Source organism: Pelosinus fermentans JBW45 (genome assembly GCF_000271665.2).
GTDB classification, from domain to species: Bacteria; Bacillota; Negativicutes; order DSM-13327; family DSM-13327; genus Pelosinus; species Pelosinus baikalensis.
This window is the reverse complement of record NZ_CP010978.1, coordinates 5,297,311-5,319,328: the sequence shown is the minus strand read 5'-3', so window position 1 is coordinate 5,319,328 and position 22,018 is coordinate 5,297,311. Positions and strand designations below refer to the sequence as shown.

23 protein-coding genes and 1 tRNA gene are annotated in these 22,018 nt (G+C 36.7%); 13 read left to right on the top strand and 11 right to left on the bottom strand.

The window, feature by feature from the left end; all coding sequences use genetic code 11:
- The first annotated feature begins 32 nt into the window (after nt 1-32).
- Nucleotides 33-107, top strand: a tRNA-Gly gene (locus tag JBW_RS23350).
- Nucleotides 108-203: 96 nt separating this feature from the next.
- Here the strand turns inward: JBW_RS23350 and JBW_RS23345 are convergent.
- The 4 genes from JBW_RS23345 to JBW_RS23325 all read right to left on the bottom strand — a co-directional run bounded on the left by JBW_RS23345 (nt 204) and on the right by JBW_RS23325 (nt 3,100).
- Nucleotides 204-887, bottom strand: a complete 684-nt coding sequence (locus JBW_RS23345; RefSeq protein ID WP_036680600.1) for a site-specific integrase — start codon at nt 885-887, stop codon at nt 204-206.
- A 214-nt stretch (nt 888-1,101) separates the two neighbouring features.
- Nucleotides 1,102-2,169 (bottom strand): virulence RhuM family protein, encoded by a 1,068-nt coding sequence (locus JBW_RS23335; RefSeq protein ID WP_007954789.1) that lies wholly within the window; start codon nt 2,167-2,169, stop codon nt 1,102-1,104.
- Nucleotides 2,170-2,423: 254 nt separating this feature from the next.
- The gene (locus JBW_RS25125; protein ID WP_036680606.1) at nt 2,424-2,639 is read right to left on the bottom strand and encodes a hypothetical protein; all 216 of its coding nucleotides are present in this window, start codon (nt 2,637-2,639) and stop codon (nt 2,424-2,426) included.
- A 119-nt stretch (nt 2,640-2,758) separates the two neighbouring features.
- Nucleotides 2,759-3,100: a helix-turn-helix domain-containing protein gene (locus JBW_RS23325; RefSeq protein WP_007954791.1), complete on the bottom strand. Its 342-nt coding sequence runs from the start codon at nt 3,098-3,100 to the stop codon at nt 2,759-2,761.
- A 632-nt stretch (nt 3,101-3,732) separates the two neighbouring features.
- Between JBW_RS23325 and JBW_RS23320 the strand changes: the two genes are divergently transcribed.
- The 4 genes from JBW_RS23320 to JBW_RS23880 all read left to right on the top strand — a co-directional run bounded on the left by JBW_RS23320 (nt 3,733) and on the right by JBW_RS23880 (nt 6,738).
- Entirely contained in the window at nt 3,733-4,032 is a 300-nt protein-coding gene (locus tag JBW_RS23320) for a hypothetical protein (protein WP_007954793.1), read from the top strand.
- Nucleotides 4,033-4,440: 408 nt separating this feature from the next.
- Nucleotides 4,441-4,770 carry a hypothetical protein gene (locus tag JBW_RS23315; RefSeq protein WP_007954794.1) on the top strand — a complete coding sequence of 110 codons (330 nt, stop codon included), beginning with the start codon at nt 4,441-4,443 and terminating at the stop codon, nt 4,768-4,770.
- A 64-nt stretch (nt 4,771-4,834) separates the two neighbouring features.
- Nucleotides 4,835-6,133 carry an AAA family ATPase gene (locus JBW_RS23310; RefSeq protein ID WP_082076250.1) on the top strand — a complete coding sequence of 433 codons (1,299 nt, stop codon included), beginning with the start codon at nt 4,835-4,837 and terminating at the stop codon, nt 6,131-6,133.
- Nucleotides 6,121-6,738, top strand: a complete 618-nt coding sequence (locus JBW_RS23880; protein ID WP_007954797.1) for an RloB family protein — start codon at nt 6,121-6,123, stop codon at nt 6,736-6,738. The genes JBW_RS23310 and JBW_RS23880 overlap by 13 nt, the downstream gene beginning before the upstream one ends.
- 592 nt (nt 6,739-7,330) lie before the next feature.
- Here the strand turns inward: JBW_RS23880 and JBW_RS23300 are convergent.
- The 3 genes from JBW_RS23300 to JBW_RS25090 all read right to left on the bottom strand — a co-directional run bounded on the left by JBW_RS23300 (nt 7,331) and on the right by JBW_RS25090 (nt 9,407).
- The gene (locus JBW_RS23300; protein ID WP_200897001.1) at nt 7,331-8,668 is read right to left on the bottom strand and encodes an FAD-binding oxidoreductase; all 1,338 of its coding nucleotides are present in this window, start codon (nt 8,666-8,668) and stop codon (nt 7,331-7,333) included.
- 166 nt (nt 8,669-8,834) lie between these two features.
- Complete coding sequence (locus tag JBW_RS23295) at nt 8,835-9,077, bottom strand: hypothetical protein (protein ID WP_144408469.1); 243 nt, start codon at nt 9,075-9,077, stop codon at nt 8,835-8,837.
- A gap of 192 nt (nt 9,078-9,269) precedes the next feature.
- Complete coding sequence (locus JBW_RS25090; RefSeq protein ID WP_158453480.1) at nt 9,270-9,407, bottom strand: hypothetical protein; 138 nt, start codon at nt 9,405-9,407, stop codon at nt 9,270-9,272.
- Between the two features lie 602 nt (nt 9,408-10,009).
- Between JBW_RS25090 and JBW_RS25085 the strand changes: the two genes are divergently transcribed.
- From JBW_RS25085 to JBW_RS25515, 3 genes are all read left to right on the top strand, one after another.
- Nucleotides 10,010-10,180: a hypothetical protein gene (locus tag JBW_RS25085; RefSeq protein WP_007954802.1), complete on the top strand. Its 171-nt coding sequence runs from the start codon at nt 10,010-10,012 to the stop codon at nt 10,178-10,180.
- A 30-nt stretch (nt 10,181-10,210) separates the two neighbouring features.
- Nucleotides 10,211-10,393 carry a hypothetical protein gene (locus tag JBW_RS23290; protein ID WP_007954804.1) on the top strand — a complete coding sequence of 61 codons (183 nt, stop codon included), beginning with the start codon at nt 10,211-10,213 and terminating at the stop codon, nt 10,391-10,393.
- Between the two features lie 240 nt (nt 10,394-10,633).
- Nucleotides 10,634-10,792 carry a hypothetical protein gene (locus JBW_RS25515; RefSeq protein WP_007954806.1) on the top strand — a complete coding sequence of 53 codons (159 nt, stop codon included), beginning with the start codon at nt 10,634-10,636 and terminating at the stop codon, nt 10,790-10,792.
- 844 nt (nt 10,793-11,636) lie between these two features.
- On the opposite strand, the gene JBW_RS23285 is transcribed toward JBW_RS25515, so the two are convergent.
- Entirely contained in the window at nt 11,637-11,816 is a 180-nt protein-coding gene (locus tag JBW_RS23285) for a hypothetical protein (RefSeq protein WP_144408468.1), read from the bottom strand.
- A 236-nt stretch (nt 11,817-12,052) separates the two neighbouring features.
- Entirely contained in the window at nt 12,053-13,129 is a 1,077-nt protein-coding gene (locus JBW_RS23280) for a response regulator transcription factor (protein WP_235334288.1), read from the bottom strand.
- A 377-nt stretch (nt 13,130-13,506) separates the two neighbouring features.
- Between JBW_RS23280 and JBW_RS23275 the strand changes: the two genes are divergently transcribed.
- On the top strand, nt 13,507-14,631 hold the full coding sequence (locus tag JBW_RS23275) for a GNAT family N-acyltransferase (RefSeq protein WP_007954811.1): 1,125 nt from the start codon (nt 13,507-13,509) through the stop codon (nt 14,629-14,631).
- Between the two features lie 153 nt (nt 14,632-14,784).
- Nucleotides 14,785-16,197 (top strand): sensor histidine kinase, encoded by a 1,413-nt coding sequence (locus JBW_RS23875; RefSeq protein ID WP_158453479.1) that lies wholly within the window; start codon nt 14,785-14,787, stop codon nt 16,195-16,197.
- 83 nt (nt 16,198-16,280) lie between these two features.
- Here JBW_RS23875 and JBW_RS26095 read toward each other — a convergent pair whose 3' ends face one another.
- On the bottom strand, nt 16,281-16,412 hold the full coding sequence (locus JBW_RS26095; protein WP_268747872.1) for a hypothetical protein: 132 nt from the start codon (nt 16,410-16,412) through the stop codon (nt 16,281-16,283).
- A gap of 706 nt (nt 16,413-17,118) precedes the next feature.
- Here JBW_RS26095 and JBW_RS23265 point away from each other — a divergent pair.
- The gene (locus JBW_RS23265) at nt 17,119-18,189 is read left to right on the top strand and encodes an RCC1 domain-containing protein (protein ID WP_007954814.1); all 1,071 of its coding nucleotides are present in this window, start codon (nt 17,119-17,121) and stop codon (nt 18,187-18,189) included.
- A gap of 435 nt (nt 18,190-18,624) precedes the next feature.
- On the opposite strand, the gene JBW_RS23260 is transcribed toward JBW_RS23265, so the two are convergent.
- Nucleotides 18,625-19,506: a LysR family transcriptional regulator gene (locus JBW_RS23260; protein ID WP_007954816.1), complete on the bottom strand. Its 882-nt coding sequence runs from the start codon at nt 19,504-19,506 to the stop codon at nt 18,625-18,627.
- Nucleotides 19,507-19,737: 231 nt separating this feature from the next.
- Between JBW_RS23260 and JBW_RS23255 the strand changes: the two genes are divergently transcribed.
- Together JBW_RS23255 and JBW_RS23250 are read left to right on the top strand one after the other, a co-directional pair.
- Nucleotides 19,738-21,075 (top strand): aspartate aminotransferase family protein, encoded by a 1,338-nt coding sequence (locus JBW_RS23255; RefSeq protein ID WP_007954818.1) that lies wholly within the window; start codon nt 19,738-19,740, stop codon nt 21,073-21,075.
- 12 nt (nt 21,076-21,087) lie between these two features.
- Nucleotides 21,088-21,915, top strand: coding sequence for a 3-keto-5-aminohexanoate cleavage protein (locus tag JBW_RS23250; protein ID WP_007954823.1), 828 nt, complete (start codon nt 21,088-21,090; stop codon nt 21,913-21,915).
- Nucleotides 21,916-22,018: the final 103 nt, after the last annotated feature.

The window sequence follows — 22,018 nt, the reverse complement described above, 5'->3', positions numbered from 1 at the left end:
TCTATCAGTACCTCAATCTTTTTATATAGTGTGCGGGTGTAGCTCAGTGGTAGAGTACCGGCTTCCCAAGCCGTGGGTCGAGGGTTCGAATCCCTTCACCCGCTCCAGTAAATTAGCGGGTTTTAGCGTGTGGTGCAATCCTGTACAGTGGTCAACATGGTGCAACGAGGCTAAAATCAGTTTAAAATAAGACGGATTTCCTATTATGGAAGTCCGTCTTTTGTTATTTTTCTCTTTAATTTTCTGCCTAATCTAAGGGCGGGTTTTTTCTTTTTATCTGCCAGATTATAGATATGTCCGATTGAATTTGCGATTACATCATCTTGCCCTGGCATAGCATGTCCATATAAATCTAAGGTGTGTGATGGCTTGGAGTGTCCAAGTCTACGGCTTACGTCCATGAGTGGCATTCTGGCCGCTAATAATTTAGTAGCATGGGTATGACGCAGGGCATGGAATTTCTTATGGTCTACACCTGCCTGGTGTAATAATTTGCGCCAGAAGCGTTGCCAGTTTTGAGGATTTACAGGTGTTCCTTCTAAAGAGGTAAAGACAAGAGATTCAGCGATAAAGGCATCGGGGTTCTTTTTCTCGGCTCTTGTCTTGTGTTCGGTTAATATAGGGATATATTCAGGAGGTAAAGATATTTTTCTTTTACCTGCGACACTCTTCGGCCCTTCGAAAATAAATTCACACGCTTCTGTCATATGCAAACCTTGACGAATGGAAATAGTATTACCTTGCACGTCCATCCAACGCAGCCCGAAAAGTTCACTCATTCGAACGCCATTAACGACAGCCATATATACGATGTGTGTTTCTAACCATTCTGCCATAGATGATCCTAGCTTAACTTCTGATGGCGCAATGAAGGTGCCTAATCCCATCTCAGCACGTTTTAAAGCTACCCAATCTTCTGCCTCAGGTTCCGTTTCAAAACGTTTACTGGTACGCTTGCCATCTTCCGTAGTAATGGCAGCTCTATATTTTTTTGTGGCTTCATCATAGTAAATGCTGCCCTGGTTATTGTGGCGTTTGGGCTTATCTGTTTTTCTTGGTAGCCAAACGGCTTCACTCCTTTCAGACTATCAAGCAGATGGATCATTTCTTTTTATTTTTTTGCGTTATTTTTTTTACTTCTTTATCAAAGTCTGACAAATAGGAGCGATCTTGGATGACTCGAAATTTCTGATACTCCATTTTTGCGGATTCATCAGCTAATTGACGCGTTATTTTTCCGGCATTTTGTAAGACTTCGTATTCATTAAACTGTAAAAAAGCATCTAGTTTTTGTATCCAGTCTTGCATCTTCATAGGGATTTGTCTTGCTGCTTGATTTTCTGCATAATCAAGATACATACTGACAATCCGTTCTAACTCTTTAATTTCTGGTTGCTGTAGATAATTTTTAGCAACTAAGGTATCTGATTGTAGAATTTTCCCATCCGGGGCATTCTTCCATGTTTGTAATCCCATATGTTCTTTATTTGAATCTGCTCGATCTGCAATGATTTCTGGAGCGGTCTTTCCTGTGATTGCCCAATGGAGTTTATTTTGCACCGTTTGATAAAATCGAATTGTTATCTCTGAGTTAGAAACATAATCAATACTGCATTGCGCATAGATATCAGTAATCTTTTCGTAGAATCGTCTTTCAGAAGCGCGGATCTCGCGGATGCGCTCTAAGAGTTCATCGAAGTAGTCCTTGCCAAATTTCTTACCTTGCTTTAATCGTTCGTCATCCAAGACGAATCCTTTGATGATAAATTCTTTTAATACTTGTGTTGCCCAAATACGAAATTGAGTAGCTTCTCGGCTATTTACTCGATAACCAACAGCAATAACAGCATCAAGATTATAAAAATCGACTTCACGTGTAACGTCTCGATGACCTTCTTTTTGAACTATCCGGAATTTCCGGATAGTTGCTTCCTTGGTCAATTCGCCTTCGGAATAAATGTTATTAAGATGCTCACTAATAGTACGAATATCCTTACCAAATAACTCCGATAATCTTTTTTGATTTAACCAAAAAGTTTCATCTTCAAAAAGTATTTCTACTTTCACATTACCATCAGAACCTTGATATAAGATAATATCATTTAATTCATTTGGGACGGGATCTGTAATGCTACCCGTACTTTGATCATCTGGAAAAAAGAAAAACATTATAAACTTCCTCCTTGATACTTATCTTGTATATTTTTAGCATACGATAAGTCATTAAAGAACCTATGTTCGAGATGAAAACTACAAAATAAACACAGATGTCCCTACTCGTAGTGGGATAGTGCTGTGTCTTTTGCTGCGTCCTCATATTTTATTGGCTCCGAAAAGTCGCATTCTAAAAGTGGTAAACTCTTCAGTAATAGTAAAGTACTCTGCTAGTTCCCAAGGCTCGTACAAACCGTTGCCGATTATGTCTAGGAGATCGTTTTCTGGCACCAGGTATCTGCTGCCCAGCGCATGGCTTTATACTCAATTTCGCTAATAGGTAAGCGGTCACTATAATTATAAAATTCACAGGGGGTATAATACCCCACAGTTGTAAAATGATGTCCTAACTCTTCTGCTAAGATGCAGCGGAGCATAGGCGTGTCATGAGGTAAGGAGTTATCCAATCCAATGATCGGAGGCAAGCATTTTTTCGTAAAATAAATCCCCTTATTGGTGGAACAAAATCAAAAAATTCAACTGCGATTACTTCGTCTTTTGCAAATTATAGTAAGATATCTGGCACAGTGTCACCTTCCGTATATTAAGTAGGCTTCTTACCATATTTTAATCTCATTAGTTCTTTAAATTCCTCAACTCGTTCTAATGCTTCGGGAGGTAAGTCGGACATTGGATTGTTAGTATGGTGAGCTGAAACTGTTGGAATTTCTTTTGTTGCTTTGGGTTCATTAGTACGACCTAATAGATAATCCGTAGTAACTTCAAAAAAGTCTGCTATTTTGCTCGCCATATAAATGTCAGGACGGCTATTGCCGTTTTCCCAACTTGAAATAGTTTGTTTAATTACATTAAATGTTTTGCCAAGCTCTTCTTGTGTCATTTTTTTATTTAATCTTAACTCTTTTAGTCTTTCTTTAAATTCCATAAAAATCACTCCTATTACCATTATAAGTCTAAAATGTATGGACTTAAATGAAGTCCAAGAAACTTTGTCTAAAACGTTGACAATCCCCAAATAATGGATTATACTGAATTTGTCCAAGAATAATAGACTTTTTAAAAGAATGTAACGGATGAGTTGTAAAGCCCGTGAAGTTCATATAGTTACAGCGGTTGAATTGGCAAAGATATACGGAGGTACGACAGATATTTTTTTACTCCTAAAGTCCAAGAATAATGGTCAATAAGATTTAAGAAAGCTAATTAAGGAGGTGGGGCAACCTGCTACACACAAGGCGTTTGCATAGGTCACTTTAACCTTATTTTATATTGATTGAGCAGTGAATCACACTGATTAGAACGAGCTGTTTTGGCGTAATTGTATTGCATAGCTGCATAACTTTTTCCAGAAAACCATTCCTATTCTCTAAGATGTTTTCGTTTTAATCATCTCCGTGACATCTTTTGGATTCAACTTTAATTTTTAGGGCAGTTAATTCATAAGACTGTGCAGATTCTAGTGATTGTATAGCTAGAAACTGGATTGTTTTCTGAATTAGTGCAAACCCGAATAATCTTAGGTTTAAATCGATAATTTAGAATGGAGTGATAAATTACATGGGATTAGAAGTACGATGGTGTGAATGTGGTTATCCTTTAGAAGTTGTTGTTTATGGTGAATTTGTCAAATACTATACTTTGCCAGGTAATGACATATTATCTTGCCTATGTTGCGGGCAAGACTTTAGGGAACTATACAATAGTGGGAAATTAGAAAACGCTAAGCAATTTGAGAATATGCTAATTAAATTTAGAAAGCTGAGTCCTAATCAAAAAGCATATGTTGATTATGCTATTGCAAAAATTGTTTATGATGTGCTAACGTACAAGAACATAAATAACTCCAATATCCCCTAAAGTAGCTTTTGCCTTTAATATATATATACGTTTTGAGATAGTCTAGGTGGGTATGAAATGAAATTCTGCCGCACCTAATAAAGGCGAGTAAATAGCTGAATTAGCGCTTCGTCACCTATAATTAACTGGTGTAATGGGAGCGGTGAATGCAGACTCTTGCGGTGTCTTATTTTTTGGAAAATTTAAATCTTTCTACTTTATTTACTATTACAATACAATTTTCCTGCAAGTACTCTTTAAGAATTTTAAGGGCAGGCTTGGCTTTTGTAATATACAGAACTGAAATCAGAAGTAGTTCGCATTGATCGCGAAGCGCAGGAAGAAGCCGCCCGTAAACGGTAGGAAGAAGAGAGATTACAAGAAGAACGGCGTAGCCGATACAATAACGAGATTAAGCCGACAATAGCATTGACAAATGCGGCGCGGGACTATGAATCTGCTTGTAGTATAAGAAACTATGTAGCCGCTGCTGAAGCAGCGGGCAATTACGGCTTAGATGATAAAGCCTTGGCATGGATCGATTGGGCAAAGAAAAAGGCTGATTGGTTTGATCCCGCAGTTGCTAGAGTTGATGAATTTTTTGGAAAGCGTGAACATGAAAAAAGCGAGGATGAGAAAATTTTAAAGAGAGCTGGGATATTGGTGATACGGATGCGAGAACATTTGGTGATATGCGGCTATCGATTAAAAATTGTTGTGCTACATAAGCCTTACAAAAATATAAATGCACATTTTTGATTATTTATAAAAGGAATTTGTGATTTTATCACGAAAATAGGGGTATAATATAGCTATTCCGACGATGAGAGAGGGATTAAAGATGCTTTTAGAAGTCAAAATAGAAAACTTCTATTCAATTAAAGAACAAGTAGTATTTAGTATGCTTGCAGGTCCAGATACTACAATGAATTATAATTTATACAGTCCAGAGAATTATAAAAGTACTAGAATACTAAAGAGCGCTGTATTTTATGGAGCGAATGCTGCAGGCAAAACAAACGTATTACGAGGCTTGAAATTTATTGAACGTATTATTTTAGAAAATAATACACGCCAGGATGGCGATGAAATCAATGTAATACCATTTAGAATGGATGAAAAGTATAAAGATATGCCAAGTAAATTCGACATTATTTTCATTCACCAAGGAATAAAGTATGCATATGGATTTACTATTGATAGAAAAAAAGTGCATTCTGAATATCTATATAATTACCCTAAAGGACGGCAGGCAACTTTATTTGAGCGTACGGATACCAATAGATTTAAGTTTACGAAAGATAAAGAAGAGCAAGAAGCTCTATCAAGGCGAACTCTGAGCAATCGACTATATTTAGCTAGTGCTACAGAATGGAACTATAAGCCTATTGCAAAAGCTTTTGAGTGGTTTAAACGGAATTTAAAGATCAATATATTTGGGAGCTTACGAAACTGGGTAAACTACACAGCATCTGTTATACATCAGAATTCGGATATGAAAGAGGCTGTCAGGTGCTTACTTGCTGAGGCTGACATAAGTATTCAAGATTACTTAACTGAAGAGCGGGATATACGGGAAACTGATATGTACAAAGTGTTACCTAGTACATTACAGAAAACGATTTCATCGGACTTGAGCGATAAAAAGGTAATCAGTGTTCGTACTTCTCACAGGACCCAAAATGAAAATGGTCAATTTCATGATGAAATTTTTGATTTAGATGATGAGTCAGCAGGCACAATTAAAATATTTGAATTAGCCGCACCGTTATTAGAGGTACTAGAAAATGGACATGTATTAGTCATTGATGAATTGGATATTCAGCTTCATCCTTTATTAGTAGAAAACATAGTAAAAAAATTTCATGACCCAAATCAAAATACAGGTAATGCTCAGCTAATCTTTACTACACATAATACAAATTTGCTGACTCAAACAATATTTCGTCGTGATCAAATCTGGTTTGTTGAAAAAAACCAAGCATCAGGAGCGACAGATATATATTCCTTGTTAGATTTGAAGGTTCGAAAAGACGAAAATATAGAAAAAGGCTATTTAGCAGGTCGATATGGAGCTGTACCTTTTATTGGAGAGGAGCAGATTTGTAAATGGCCAAAATAGTTGAATCGCCAAGAAGCAGAAATAGAAGGCAGGCTGGGTTTACGGTACTCATCGTTTGTGAGGGGGAAAAAACAGAACGAACTTATTTACGAAATTACAGAAGGCGGGATACGGGGGTAAAAATTGAAATCCCCAATACGAGCAATACTGATCCACTAAATCTAGTTAGATTTGCAGCATTAAAGGCTGATGAATTGGGAATAAACAAAAAAACAGGCAGTGTTTGGATTGTTTTTGATGTAGATGGTAATAGTGATGCTCTTATCGAGAAGGCAAGGAAGCTAGCAAAGAGAAAAAACATGGAAGTAATTTTATCAAATCCATCATTCGAGCTATGGTACTTAATCCATTTTGGATCTACTTCGACGGCATTATTAACAAATACAAATTTAGTTCAAAATTTGAATCGCTACATTCCTGGATACAATAAAGCATCAAATTATTATGATGATTTAAAGTCAAAGCAAAAAATAGCTATAGCGAATGCTTCTATTTTAAGCAGCTTCCATAGGGGATTAGGAAGAGATTTATACGGGCGGGTTTCGAATCCATCAACACATGTGAGCAAACTGGTGCAGTATCTTAATGATATCACTGGTGAATGAGCAGTAATCGTTGTTATATCTGCGGACCATTTTGCGGACCGATTCGTATTATTACAAGATGGAAGAAGTGGACTGGATAGAAAATGTAAGCTGCACATGCCTTGATTTTATGGACTTTTAAAAAAAGAGATAGATCATCCAAAACACATTTTCTCCAATTCCCAAACCGTGGGTCGAGGGTTCGAATTCCTTCACCCGCTCCAGTAAATTCAAGCCTTCGCAGGTTATTGCGAAGGCTTTTTTGTGTTTCTGTATGCTATTTGTATGTTATGTCGCTTTTATAGGAAGAGTAGAAATGCAAAAAGGATTTTAAGGTATTAGAAATACTTCTAATACCTAGATCATGTTACTGGGGCGGAGTCTTGTCTGGATACCAAGGAGCAAGTTTATTAACCATCCGTTATGCCACTTAACCCTGCAAATAATATATTGAATTAATTGCATGATATAATCATAAAATAAAAAGTATGTTCCTTGGATTGTTTGGCTTAGCAGTTAAACAATACCATAAAAAGGACATACTTTTTCCTTTTTTATGATTATTTTTAGAAAGAGACTATAGCCATCGCGACGCAAGTAGGAGCGAGCAGAACTATTCACAGCACACCGTTTTAATACTCTGCGGAAATTCAAACACATTATGAGGATCATACTCTTTCTTGATGCTCCGCAACTTTTGTATATGCTCCCCATAATAAGCACACTCATAACACGGCAAATTATTATAGGGGAAATTTACATATGAACCCATAGACAACGTATAGATATACTTAAATCCTGATTCTACCCATTCAATAACAGCTGGTGCTGCTGCTTTACACTCCCAGCTTGACGAAATTCCCATTATATAATTAGCCTGCCTGTAAAAGAAAGCGGTACTATCTGTTTTCATGGCCCTAACGGCTCCGCCTAATGAATACAGCCCAATAAATGAATTATCCTCAGTAGGTGCGGCCTCTACTATGTCTATAATTTTTTCCAATTCACAATGGCAAAGCTGTCTTTCAATAAATCTTCCTGTCGCTTTAAAAGCCTCCCGTTTCGGATAGATTTCCCCTATTATCTTTACAGCATCAATAAAGTCTACATACTCAATATTCTCGAAAATTATTCCCGGTATGCTTAAAAAAGGCTCTAAAATCTGTCTAGCCTCCTCAGGATATCCATAAAAGAATCCAAAAATCCAAGGACCTGGCTTATATATTCTCCCGAAAGCACTAATCCTCGTATCTAAATTCCTTAACCACTCTTGCCAGACTTGTAAAAATTTAAGCCTAGCAGACTGATTACTCCACTTTAACTGAAAGAGAGTTATTTTGTTTATCTTCCTCAGATGGAATTTGTATGAGGTCACGACCCCAAAGTTCCCGCCTCCTGCTCCTCGCAACGCCCAAAATAATTTTTCATTCTGACAGTGATTTGCTGTTAACAGGTTTCCATTCGCATCTACTATTTGTGCTTCAATAAGACTATCCGTCGTAAGCCCCAAATATCGTGTAGATAAGCCTATGCCCCCTCCTAATACCAACCCAGAAATAGCTACCGTCGGACAAGTTCCACCGGGGAAGGTATATCCTGAATTATAGAGAGTTTTATATAAATGCATAAGTCGCGTTCCAGCTTGCACTTCAACAGTATCGTCCTCAGAATGGACCCTGATGCCATTCATGAAAGAAGTATCTATAACCAATTTATTTGTACCGACAGAGTAGCCCTCGTAATTATGTCCTCCAGAGCGAATCCTCACTTGTATTCCCCGTCTTTCTGACCATAATAAAGCATTGACTACATCCTGTATATTACAGCAATAACAAATAGCTAAGGGGCACTTGTCTATCGCTTCATTGTATTCTTGTCTCGCCCTATTATATTCAGCATCACAAGGTAATATCACCTTTCCTGTTAGCCCTTGACAATCCAAAATACTCACCCTTTCTTATTTCTTCAAATTATTTTATGTTAATTGCCAAAATTCTGTTACAGAAACCAGCATAACCCCCGCTAGAAAAGAAGGAAACACGGGGACAGAAGGAAACGTAGTCCCTGTCCCTGTGTTGTCTCCTTCGGTTCTTCGAAAATAAATTCACCTGCTTCTGTCATATGCAAACCTTGACGAATGGAAATAGTATTACCTTTTGCACGTCCATCCAGCGCAGCCCAAAAAGTTCACTCATTCGAACGCCAGTAACAGCCATATATACAGCAGGATACCATTGATGCTTCGGGTAATCAGAAAGATTACGCATGGTCTTTGCAGTGGCTAGGATAACCTTGATTTCATCCTCGGTATATATCTCCACTTCTTCCCGGGTTACTTTAGGCGCTGGGTGATGATCCACGGCAAGTGTCAGAGTTTCGCGAAGGAATACGGGAACTGAATTATGACTTAATCGGTGAAAGTGATGTATGGGCGGGATTGGATTTAAAGATAAATCTGGGATTGATATTTGTTATTAGAATGGATACGCACTAGAAGAACCAGAGAACTATTTTTACAGTTACTCTGGTTCTAAAGATGAAAGGTGTGGTAGTTATACTTTCCTGGGCTCTTCTCCTTGATTCACATAGCTGTTTTTCTTAATATCAGGGGGTGTGTCTTTACCATTCAAACTTGAAAAGACATGAGTCTTACGATCAATTTTTTTGCTATGATCAGTAGAATTTTTCAAGAAAATCACCTCCGATGTTAGTATTTCCGAGTCAAGCTTATAAAATTACGTTAATCTGTACGGATAAAGAATAAGAAATAAATTTTCAGATGGTAGTCTAATTTATGTTACTGCGGAATGTGTATTAGTGAAAGCCTATTTATTAGGAAATGTACCCTTTTAATAAAGTTCCTTTGCGATGTGGACTTTAAAAAGTAAATAGAGGTAACTGGTGAGGCGGTTTTAAAAAAATAAGCATTTGCCACTTGATTTACTAGCGTTAAAAACTTATAATTATAACGAACATACGTTCTAAATGTAAGGTGAAATATGAGTAAAGTCTTCGTACAAATACAGCTAGGTATTGCATAGATGGTGAGGGTGACCACTAGCTATAAATGGAAGATGGGCGGGTATTTGAATTTGATATCGTTTTAGAGGTGGGGCAGGAGCTATCACTGAAGAGCCGTAGTATGGGAATACGGTATACTTGTATGATTTGCAATAAACAAGCCTATTTATTTCGATGAAGAGGGAAGTGGTTTGTTGAGAATATTAACTGACAAGGGGTAAATATACTAAAAAATAGATAATAATTATTATAGAATAGGAGGTATTCTAAAATGCTAAATTTTGAAGAATTAAAACAATTAACGAAAAAATACTTTGCTGAGGCTAGTGAAGAACAGATAGATATACTACTAGGGGACCTTACTAGAGAATTAGAAATTATGACCCATGCTAAAATTAGAGAGTTAGTTGATTTTGAAAGACGTAAGAAAATAACAGGATAATGGGGATTTATTCCTATAGGGGGAATTAAAATGATTAATAATAAAATTAGAATAATTGCTTATGAAAGGTCTAAAAACAACTATTATTATTTTGAGTTATCTCCTGGCTCAACGATCGAAGAAGCTCGCGATAAAGTTGTTGAATGGCAATCAAAGTATGGAGTCGCATATATTGAAACATATGAAAATGAAGAATGGGAAAAATACGAATAAAATTTGTAACGAAGGTAATTATACTGCCTTACTTTGAAGTGAGGCGGTTTTTATAATTGCATTTTGTATGAGTAGGAATAGCCAGTATAAAACAGTAGATTAGTAGATCGAGTAAAATGGTAAATGGAAGAACCCTTGATTTTATTGAATTTGTGGCATTATATAGAAACAGTAAAAAGCTCCATAATAACTGAATAGTTTTTAAAAACACAGTAAACACTCTTACTAGGAGGTGCGAGTATGTCTGAACAGAAATCATCAGATGAAGTTATTGCTAAAGCTGCAAAAAGGAATACCTTCCCTAATATTACAACTGCCTATGCCGCATTGAATGCAAAAACCAGTATTAATTCTGATACCAGTAGGACTATAGTAGAAAATAATAAAAAAGCGCCCTAGCGGCGCTTTTCTCATTATAGTTCAAACTCGGTTTCTAGCACAGGTTAGTGAAACAGCAGCGTTGCGGTTTATTGATGCTTTTCAGCAACAGACTAGGTCATTAGAGCAGTTCCCTGAAAGGAGTCTGTGCCTGACTGACCCGATGATTTCAGTAGGGAAATATCGAAAACTTCTGCTTGAAAAAAAGTACCTTTTAGTTATCAAATTAAAGAATCGCATTATTACAAGATGGAAGACGTGGACTGGATAGAAATGTAGCGTTTACCGGTAGGAGTGATATTTGTTATTAGAGAATTAGGCAAAAAAGAAAAAGCCCGAAAGCTTTCTAATAATAAATAAGTACCTGCGAAGCTAGCGCGGCCAGCAACCTTGTCTAGGCCAGCAACTTCGTCTAGGCCAACAACCCCGTCTGGGCCAACAAGATCGTCTAGGACAGCAACTATCATTAGGCCAGCAATACCAATTATAACAAGAGTAAACAGGGTAGCAGCCTAGGCCAAATTCCCATAAGTCTGATGCATAAAGTTTTTTTCTCGAAGATGGATCTTCTTTCCAGTTTTCAATTTCAGGTTGATCCCATTTACGATAATCCATATTTGTAGATTACCTCCTAACTTACCAATAGAAAATTATTCTATACATAATATGATCTATGGCAAATAAGGGTGATTAATGGGTTACAACTCTAGGCAATCGGTATATGATTTAAGAAGTAAGGTATTAAATAAATTTTCAATAGCTTTATTTGGGATTACAGCTTTACATACAAAGGCATATGGTCATTGGGCAAACCATTCGTCAGCATGGGATTGGACAAATTCAGGGCACACATGGGGATACGATTTTATTTTTCATCAAAATTTATTTTATCAATAGCATCAATGTATGTAATTCCCATTCGCTCTCTTTCATCGTGGTGCAGTTTATATAGACTTTTTTGCCCAAAGTAGTCCAAAATTATATACTCGTTACCGTCATAGTCAATTAGTATATATCTATTAAATATAACTTCTGCTAACTCCATTGTACTGTTAGAAGTATGGACTGTTATCATGTTTCTTGCATTTCCATTTATAATAGAAATCTCTCCTGTCGAATGTAATCGCATAGTATAATTTGTTTATTTCTATCATATTTTACACTTTTACCCAATTGAAATGAACCTGAGAAAACAGCTTTTTTTACCTTAAAAAAGCGCAAAATTTAAGGCAGTCTGCAATGCTATTTTAGCATGCAGACTGCTTTGTGTTAAAAATGCTCTTATGTATCCATTTTTCTGAATTCAATCGGTGTATGCCCTGTATAACTTTTAAATAGGCGACAAAAGTAATCCGAGCTACTATAACCAAGCTTTTCGCTTACTTCATAGTTTTTATATTCACCTGTCCCTAACAGATATTTTGCATGTTCCATTTTTACTTTAGTAACATAATCAATAAAATTACTTCCCGTTTTCTGCTTAAATAATTTACCGATATAATCTCTGCTTATGTGCACTTCGTTAGCGATATCATCTAGTTTAATATTCTCTTCTACATGCTCCATAACATAGCGGCAGGTTTTTCCCACTACGCTGTCTGGATGATGCAGTTCATATTTTCTTATAATTTCCATCATGGTATTTATACAACTCAAAAACTTTTCCTTAATATCATCAATAGATTCTATATGACTCAAAGTACCGTTAAAGGCTATTTTCTCAAGGGTTCCCAGCCAGGGAAAAGCCTTATTAATTTCCTCTCTTATTTTCAAAAGCATTTTTTCCAGCAGTATACCTGTTTTAACTGGGTCTTGATTTGTCAAATTAAATAGATCTAAACAAGTACTTGCTGCTTCATCAATGACCTCATAGTTACCGGATATCATTAAATCAATAAGTTTTCTTTCCTGACTCGTCGGGTAAAAGAATCTAAGGTTATCTTCAAATAGCATTTGTTTTTCTTCTTTACGCCTTTTTTCCAGGTGTTTTTTTTCATCCAAATGCATTTTTACCCGTTTTAATGCATTACTCAGAATATTATCGTCTATTGGTTTCATTATGTAGTCAAATACTCCAATGCGTATGCCCTGTTGGGCATATTCAAAATCATTATACGTACTTATTATCATTAAACAAATATCTAAGTTCCTGGCTTTAAGTTTACTTAAAAACTTGAGTCCGTCCATACCAGGCATTCTGATATCGGTAATTGTTAAGTCAAAGCTTTTTTTGGATAGTTTTTCTAACGCTCCTACGCCATCATACGCCTCATCTTCAATAGTAAATCCACACGACTCCCAATCTTTAAATTGTCTAAGCCCACATAGAGTTGACTTATCATCATCAACAAGCAACACTTTATACAAATCATATCCCTCCAGTTCAACATATTTTTTAATAATGGAAAATATTTAATATGTAATTGAAATGTATCAATAAATGCAAATGATTTCTAGTACTCCCATTTAATCACAACAATACTTCTTTAATTTACCATAGAAACTCTAATGTTTCTATAGATGTTGTTTGAAGAGGTAATTTGAAAAGGATCTTTTTTACTTTTACATAGATAGATAAAGCTGGGAGGCTTTATCTATCTTTCTTTTTGCTTTCGGTACATCGGGCTTGTCTCCTGTCCTATATCTATTATAAACTTGCAAATTATTATAGTTAAGTAGATATTAATTAGGAATAAAAAGATTACTGTCTTTTTATATCAAAAGGAGGCGTTTTTATGACAAACATTAACCAAGCAACATCTGTATCCACAAAAGAAGAACCTATACGAATAGGTGTCGCAAAAACACCCGAGGAAAAAAGGGAAGTCTATCGATTACGGTACAGCATTTATGCCGAAGAAATAGGTTATGATCTTGCAGATGCAGACCATAATATCAAACTTTTATACGATGAGTTAGATGAATGGGCTATATTGCTCACTGCTCATATCGGATCAACACTTATTGGTACGGTGAGAGTAAATATTGGCAGGATATCGGAGTTTTCTTCCGATTTAGTACAGACGTATCGCATGGCTAAATTCAGGAAGTTTTACAATGAAGAAGATGATCCTTTCTTTACCGTGATTTCAAGAGGTATGGTAACTTCACAATATCGTAGTTCAGCAACAATATACTTATTTACAGTAAAGATGTATGAGTTAAGTTGCGCTTATCAAGTACAGTTTGCTTTTTTAAACTGTACTTTTCATTTAATCCCATTTTATGAACATACTGGACAAGTTCGCATTGATAAAAATACCATAGACCCTAACGACAATAGTTCGTTAGCCAGTTTGGTTATGTTAATAGATGATGTTGAACACTTGCGTACAGTAGGTTCTCCGTTATTTCGTATTGCTCGCAAAAGAACATCATTAAATAGTAAAGCAACTGATTGGTTTTATTCAGAATTTTTCCGCGAAATTAAAACAACTGTTAATAGCCGGCTCGTTAGCGAAGAAGAACTATGGACTATTATGTATCAGTACTTTGGTAATAGGCCAAATAACAACATATCCCTACTGAAGGGCTTGTCTGTTTCAGAAGCAAAACTCTTTTTGCATTCCTGTGGCAGCCTCGTTCATTGTCATGTAGGTGATTATATTGCAGCGTGTGGTAGCACAAGTCAAGAACTTATTATTTTATTGTCAGGAAGAGCACGATCATCATTGTATGGCATCCTCTTACCTGGACAATATTGTGGGGAAAATGGTTTAGAGTATCCAACAACACGTTCCTCAAGTGTTATAGCTTTAGTCGATTTAGATATTCTAGTCTTATCGTTTTATAATTTTGGTAATTTCAGAAAACGACATTCTGTTATTGCATGCAAGATACTTTGTAATTTGCAGAAATAAAAAGACATATCATTTACTAGGATATTTCCAACATATTAGACAGTAATATATTGGAATTTCATTGATATTAATGCAAAAATTCGTTATAATTTTAAAAAACATTATTTGTTGCTTTTAAAGAAGGAGATAATAATTAAAATGAATTCTTCCCAAATGTCTAATTTTGCAATATTGGTAGCAACAATTTTAACGATTCCGATGTATGCTTATTTATATGTTATATATCGCGAACGTTTTTTGGGCATATGGACCATGTGTTGGGTTATACTTTTTACTAGGGTAATTCTCTTTGACTATGGAGTGATTGATTGGAATGGTTCAGTTATTGCCTCCTTGTTTTACCAAGCATTATACATTGTATCCGGTTTTCTTCTTATTTGCGGTACACATAATTTTATCAACCGACCAGTAGAAAAATACTGGTCCTACATCGTTGCAATTATAATAACTCTGAGCATTCTGTCTACGATAAGTCAACTACCATTGGTTTATAAACTAATTCCTCTTACTTTGTTTAGTGCTATTGCACTTATCTACACAGGATTTATTATTTTTAATATTAAAACGAAATGGCTTGGGAAATATGTTACAGGGTGTTCTTTGATTTTATGGGGCATTCTCACCTTAGTAATTTCCTTCTATTATAAAAATTTTCAGGAGATGGGAATTTATTCGGTGATCAGTTTTATATGCGCATTATTACGTCTATTTATTGCAGGTGGTATTCTGTTAGTATATTTTGAAAAAACCAGAGCAGATTTGATTAGTAATCAAGAAGTTCTTCAACAAGTTAACTTGGAACTTCATCAAGCTAATCAAGAACTTAATCATTTCTGCCATTCCGTAGCGCATGATTTTAAATCCCCGTTACAGTCAATCAATAAGCTTTCACAATATTTTATGCGTGATTATGCCGATAAGGTTGACAGTAATGGACAGGAGTTAATTACACATATTCAAAACAAATCAGCGGAAGTCGTTGATATTACGGATCATTTGCTGGAACTCTCTAGAATGTCCCAAAAGCAAATAGCAATGGAAGATATTAAATTAGAACCTTTATTTCGTGAAGTGTATGATGAACTAATAGAACTCCAGCCAGAAAGACAAGTGGTTTTTAAGATAAAACAGCTCCCTATGATTCATGGTGATCCTATCATGATAAAAATACTGATGACCAATATCCTTTCCAATGCTCTGAAATATACCCGCAATTGCGAACAGGCAATTATTGAAGTGACTTCCGCGGAAGACGAAGACAATTACATTATTTCAGTAAAAGATAATGGTGCAGGCTTTGATATGAGTGAGTCATCCCGGCTTTTTAAGATTTTCGAGAGACTTCATTCTGTTGATCAGTTTGAAGGAACGGGTGTCGGGCTTGTAGTATGCCAGAAGATTTTAAAACGACATAATGGAAAAGCTTGGATTAATGGAAAGGTAAATGAAGGAGCCGTTTTCTCCTTTAGTTTTCCGAAAAACTTATTATTTTACTATCAGGAGCTGCACAGTCATCCTTGCAAGGAACAATCTTGCCGGGATAATACTGTGGGGGAAATGGTCTAGAGTGAACAGAACCACGTATTTATCAAGTGTTATAGCAGCCAATGATGTCCATATATTAGTCTTATGAGGTGGGGGCACTAATATTATGATTGCTGAATTGGTAAATGCATTCCCTGCCTGGTTTGTTCCGTTTCCTGCTGAGCCTCATCCGGACGAAAACGTCGGCGATGGCGGTCTAATTTGGTTTGCTTTGCCGGACGTTCGATGAATGCCATATTTACTGCCTCTGGAGTAAAGTAAAAGCCATAGCCTGCCTGCGCCGCGGGTGTAAAAATGTGCAGGTGTGGGCACCTGACCGGCGTTAGGAATGAAAGTTTGTGATAGGTCCGTCAGAGAGTCAAGGATATGCTTCTCTTGTTCTGGGGGGATACCTGATTGGGAATACTTCGTTACTATAGGGAACAATTTGTAACCTCCTTGTAGAGTCATAGAAAAGGAGTCCCTAAAGAATCAAGAACAATATCTTCTATGGCGTCAATTCCTTGTTTACAAAACATATTTCTCAATAGCATATGTACTTCGTATTGGAAAAGTTACATGGAACGGCCAAAATAAAAGCCAGTCTCCATTAACTGGATGCTGCTGACTTCTCTTCTTACCATAAACGGTAGAGACGTACCTTACTGATATTCTTCGTAAATATATGATTATAATTTTATTAGAGTTTCAATGTCAGTATCGTGTCATAGTTTTTTGACTTTAGCTGTGGTAAAATGATAATAAGTTAAAAAGATTGAAATGAGGTATCCTTCGGGGTGCTTTTTTTATGCCTAAAATAATTGTATTTTCGACGTTTAAATATCATTATCACAAGAATGTATATCAGTGAAAGCCGATATACAGGATACACACAAAGAGAATAAGGTCCGTGGATATATCGCTTGAAAAGGCTAGAAAAAAGAAAAAATGGAGGTAATATTTATGGGAAGCTGGCATTCAGTTTTTGTAAGAAGTGATGGTTCTGTGAAAGCGTGTGGATGGAACCAATATGGTCAACTAGGCGATGAAACTATCGTGGATAAAAGTATATTAGTTGTACCAGAAGTGACCAATGTGAAGCAGGTATCTTGTGGGTCATATCAGACATTTTATCTATTGAATGATGGTACTGTAAAAGCATGTGGAAGAAACAGTGGTGGTGTACTAGGTGATGGAACCAACAATCAAAGAATTACTCCAACGATACTTCCAGGATTAAGTAATGTAAAACAAGTGGCGAGTCGAGATATTAGTACTATGTTTCTTCTTAATGATGGAACCGTAAAAGCGTGTGGGTCAAATCAATATGGTCAATTCGGTAATGGAACAACATCATATGTAAGTCAATATACTCCGATTGAAATTCCAGGACTATCAAACGTACAACAGATTTCTTATAATGGTGACGGTAATTCAACATTCTTTCTCTTGAAGGATGGTACTGTGAAAGCTTGTGGTTTCAATAAATATGGTCAACTAGGTGATGGAACAACAAGTACCAGAACTAGTCCAATTGTAGTTCCGGGATTAAACAATGTAAAACAAATAGCTTGTGGAAGTTTCTATACAGTATTTCTTCTTAGTGATGGAACTGTAAAAGCATGTGGATACAACGGTCAATGGCAATTGGGTAATCATTCAACTAAAGAAAAGCATAGCCCAACATTGATTTCAGGGCTAACAAATGTAAAACAGATTGCTTGTGGGGAAAGTCATACAGTTTATTTATTAAATGATGGTACTGTAAAGTCATGTGGATGGAATCTTTATGGGCAATTGGGCATGAAAACCACTGCAACGGTTCCAACTATAATTCCTGAATTAACAAATGTAACGCAAGTAGCTTGTGGAAATATTCATACACTTTTTCTTTTAAATGACGGCACAGCAAAAGCCTGTGGACATAGTGATTACGGTCAATTAGGCGATCCTTATAAGTCAAATAAAACTAGTCCCATTTTTGTTCAGGGATTAACTGATGCAGTTTATTTATCTGATGTACCGGTTAAATAGTGCTGTAGATATTAACTAATGGATATCTACATAGCATCTCGTTTTCAATATAATGGATGGATAAATAATAGTTATATAGTACAGCAATTAGTGAAAAATAGGAGCGTACTTTGGTACGCTCCTATTTTATATAAAAAGATAGAATCTACTACTAAGATGTGATTCATCATCACCGTTCATGATTATCGTAATCATGAATGGTGATATTTAATAATGATATACACATGTTATACCGTGACCAAGGAAAAAATCATACTTATGATTGCTGAACTGGTAAATGCAATCGTAAATGTTTTGCAGTCAAAGAAGACTCTTTTCATCAAATTGAAGTGAGTTTTTTTTATCATTTATTTACTAAAAGTGACAGCATGCTGCTGTTGGGAGGTGATTCACGCTTCATTGTGCTAACGATTTGGTGCTGCAAAATTTAATTAATTATTGATTCATAGAACCACATAGTTCTAAAAAAGCACGCATTGCTGGCGTCAGCCATTTTTCATGGTGGTAAATTAGTTGGGTTTTTACGTCAATCTTAGGTCCGGTCCAGTCTAACACGACAAGTTTACCTCGCTCTAAATCATCTTGAACAGCAATTTTTGGTAAGATGGCAGCACCTAAACCGCAGATGGTACATTGTCTTATGGCACCAATGCTGGAAAGTTCCATAAGTGCTCCAGGTTTAACATGATTCTCCTTAAACAAAGAGAGGACCATAGGGCGATAGCCGCAGCCTGGTAATGTGATGATCAAACATTCATCGGTAAAATCATGGGGTTTAATAGTTTTCTTATGTGCCAGAGGATGAAGCGGGCTTGCCACAACTGTCATCGCTTCATCATGTAGTGTTTGTACCACCATTTCCGTAGATTTTATTTTGTCGGTCAGTACCAGAGCTATATCAATAGTGTTGGTCTTGATTAATTCAAAAAAATGCTCACAGCTTTCTGTTTGAACTCGTATTTCAACCTGGGGATAGAGTTTCCGGTATTCAGTTAAGATTTGAGGAAGACGATAGACGCAAACGGTTTCAGCGGCACCAATGTTTAGGACGCCGCCAATGCCTTGAGGTAGAAAATCTTCTTTAGCTCTTTCATATAGATCTAGTATACACTTGGCATGGTTTAGAAGTTTTTTACCGTCGCTTGTTAGCTGAATTCTCCGTCCTATCCGATCAAATAGTTTCACTTTTAGTTCCTCTTCGAGTTGACGAACTTGACCGGTAATGTTGGATTGCGCGTAGCCTAGTTTCAAACCTGCTTTTGTGAAGTTAAGTGTTTGGGCGGCAACGTAAAATATCTGTAACTGGCGTAATTCCATACCCTTCATCTCCTCTTAACCATATATAAAAGTGATTATAATCATATGAAATAATCGTTATTCCTATTGATAATTATATGATATACTGTCGTCAAAAATAAGTCTATATGCTTTCAAAAAAGATAGAGGATCACTCTGATGAGATTCTCTTGCTCCAATGCATTTTTCTCCAAAACCATGGAATGGGTGTAAAACAGAAATAAATATAAATAAAAGGGATGATAAGTAAATATGAGTAATGTATTTTATCGTAATGTAAATAAAAACTATCTTGAGGTCGATCATGGTGAGGGGATATATCTATATGATAAAGAAGGCAACAAGTATATTGATGCTTGTTCAGGAGCGGCTGTATCAAATTTAGGTCATGCTCATCCCCGGATTATCGACGCGATGGTGAAACAAGCTAAATCGGTAGCCTTTAGCCATTTATCACGCTGGACATCCACGCCCATTCAAGAATTGGCCGATTTAATAGCTAGCTTGGCTCCCGGCTCCTTGAGTAAGCTATATTTGGTATCTGGAGGTTCAGAAGCAACTGAATCAGCACTAAAGATGGCACGGCAGTACTATATGGAGCGAGATGGAAAAACAGGAAAATATCGAATGATCTCTCGCTGGAAGAGTTTTCATGGAAATACCATTGGCTCCTTGTCCATGACAGGTGATAAAAGGCGTGGCAAATATACGCCACTACTTTTAAATTTTCCTCATATTGCGCCAGCATATTGTTATCGCTGTCCTTTTGGTAAAAGTCAAGACACCTGTAATGTGGATTGTGCTCTTGATTTGGAACGGACCCTTAAAATGGAAGGAGCGGATCATGTTGCCGCCTTTATTGCAGAATCAGTAGGCGGCGCAGCCTGTGGTGCGATTGTTCCTCATAAGGATTATTTTAAAATTATTCGAGAAATTTGTGATCATTATGATATTTTATTTATAGCTGATGAAGTAATGGCTGGTTTTGGCCGGACAGGATCTATGTTCAGTATTGAGGATTGGGGCGTTGTACCGGATATGATTTGTGCTGCTAAAGGTATGAGTGCCGGATATTCTCCATTAGGCGCTGTCATTGCGAAAGAAGAAATTTACAATACCTTTAAACAAGGCTCTGGCGTATTTGTTCATGGTCACACCTATGGGGGAAATCCTTTATCAGCAGCGGTTGCATTGGCCGTAGTTAAAACATTGGTAGAGGATAAAATAGTAGAAAATTCTCGTATTGTTGGGGAGTATCTGCTGGCACAATTAAAGGAAAAGTTATTGCCGTTTTCTTATGTGGGGGATGTGAGAGGTAAGGGATTAATGCTTGGTGTGGAAATTGTAAAAGACAAAGTAACGAAAGAACCTTTCCCAGTTAAAATGGGGATGGCAGAAAAGCTTACCAGTACATTAATAAAGCATGGGGTGATTGTATATCCTGGTAATGGTAATGCGGATGGAGAAAATGGGGATCAGTTCCTTCTTGCACCACCACTGATTATCACAAAGAACCAGGCTGATGAATTGGTCGAAGGCATGGTAGCTGGATTTACTGAATTTGATAAAAATATTGGATCAATGAAATAAGAGGTGAGTAGAATGGAAAAACTAATTATCACAATCGCACCGACTGGTAATGTGCCAACGAAAAGTATGACGCCTCATGTTCCTGTGACGCCAGAGGAAATTGCCAAGGATCTTGTCGCTTGTTATGAGAAGGGAGCTGCTGTAGCTCATATTCATGCAAGGGACGGGGAGGGAGTCCCAACTTGTGATTTACAATATTTTGAAGAAACGGTTCGGTTACTTGATGAGGCGGGATGTCCCATTGTAAAACAAATATCCACTGGTGCACGAGGTGGAAAATCAGGAGAGGCCAGGGCAGAAGCATTAGTGTTAAATCCACTTTCTGCTAGTTTATCGTCCGGATCTTCTAATTTTCCAACAAGTATTAATGCCAATGAGCCAAAGCTTGTTGAATATCTGGCAAAAACCATGCTGGAAAGAAATATTAAACCGGAAATAGAAGTATTTGATACGGCGATGATTAGCAATTCTGTTCGTTTAGAGCAGGGGGGATTGATTAAGGAACCTTTGTTATTCAATTTTGTATTAGGAGTTAAAGGTTCTCTACCAGCAACTCCTAAAAACCTCTTTTTCCTGTATGAAAGCTTACCCCATAATGCAGTTTGGAGTGTCTCGGTCATTGGTCCTCAACATGTTAATTTATCCGTAATGGCAATGGCATTAGGCGGACATGTGCGGGTAGGAATTGAAGATAACGTATATTATAGTAAAGGTGTATTGGCAACTAATGTTGCTTTGGTAGAGCGTATTACTAATATTGCAAAGGCTATGGGGCGAGAAATAGCAACTCCAGAAGATGTAAGAAGAATATGGGGTATAACAGAGAACAGCCTAATATGAGTATCTTGACAGAGGAGATACCTTAGATGGAGTAAAGTTTCTGCTTGAAAAGATATATATATATTCGTAAATTTAAGCCTTCCGGCGTTTTGTCGGAAGGCTT

What these genes read in the sequence shown, in the direction of transcription:
- JBW_RS23335 (WP_007954789.1), bottom strand. Translation starts at nt 2,169, where the DNA reads ATGTTTTTCTTTTTTCCAGATGATCAAAGTACGGGTAGCATTACAGAT.
- JBW_RS23880 (WP_007954797.1), top strand. Translation starts at nt 6,121, where the DNA reads ATGGCCAAAATAGTTGAATCGCCAAGAAGCAGAAATAGAAGGCAGGCT.
- JBW_RS23875 (WP_158453479.1), top strand. Translation starts at nt 14,785, where the DNA reads ATGTCTAATTTTGCAATATTGGTAGCAACAATTTTAACGATTCCGATG.
- JBW_RS23290 (WP_007954804.1), top strand. Translation starts at nt 10,211, where the DNA reads ATGATTAATAATAAAATTAGAATAATTGCTTATGAAAGGTCTAAAAAC.
- JBW_RS23320 (WP_007954793.1), top strand. Translation starts at nt 3,733, where the DNA reads ATGGGATTAGAAGTACGATGGTGTGAATGTGGTTATCCTTTAGAAGTT.
- JBW_RS23325 (WP_007954791.1), bottom strand. Translation starts at nt 3,100, where the DNA reads ATGGAATTTAAAGAAAGACTAAAAGAGTTAAGATTAAATAAAAAAATG.
- JBW_RS23260 (WP_007954816.1), bottom strand. Translation starts at nt 19,506, where the DNA reads ATGGAATTACGCCAGTTACAGATATTTTACGTTGCCGCCCAAACACTT.
- JBW_RS25515 (WP_007954806.1), top strand. Translation starts at nt 10,634, where the DNA reads ATGTCTGAACAGAAATCATCAGATGAAGTTATTGCTAAAGCTGCAAAA.
- JBW_RS25085 (WP_007954802.1), top strand. Translation starts at nt 10,010, where the DNA reads ATGCTAAATTTTGAAGAATTAAAACAATTAACGAAAAAATACTTTGCT.
- JBW_RS26095 (WP_268747872.1), bottom strand. Translation starts at nt 16,412, where the DNA reads ATGGCATTCATCGAACGTCCGGCAAAGCAAACCAAATTAGACCGCCAT.
- JBW_RS23255 (WP_007954818.1), top strand. Translation starts at nt 19,738, where the DNA reads ATGAGTAATGTATTTTATCGTAATGTAAATAAAAACTATCTTGAGGTC.
- JBW_RS23265 (WP_007954814.1), top strand. Translation starts at nt 17,119, where the DNA reads ATGGGAAGCTGGCATTCAGTTTTTGTAAGAAGTGATGGTTCTGTGAAA.
- JBW_RS23250 (WP_007954823.1), top strand. Translation starts at nt 21,088, where the DNA reads ATGGAAAAACTAATTATCACAATCGCACCGACTGGTAATGTGCCAACG.
- JBW_RS23275 (WP_007954811.1), top strand. Translation starts at nt 13,507, where the DNA reads ATGACAAACATTAACCAAGCAACATCTGTATCCACAAAAGAAGAACCT.
- JBW_RS23285 (WP_144408468.1), bottom strand. Translation starts at nt 11,816, where the DNA reads ATGGAGTTAGCAGAAGTTATATTTAATAGATATATACTAATTGACTAT.
- JBW_RS23345 (WP_036680600.1), bottom strand. Translation starts at nt 887, where the DNA reads ATGGGATTAGGCACCTTCATTGCGCCATCAGAAGTTAAGCTAGGATCA.
- JBW_RS23310 (WP_082076250.1), top strand. Translation starts at nt 4,835, where the DNA reads ATGAGAGAGGGATTAAAGATGCTTTTAGAAGTCAAAATAGAAAACTTC.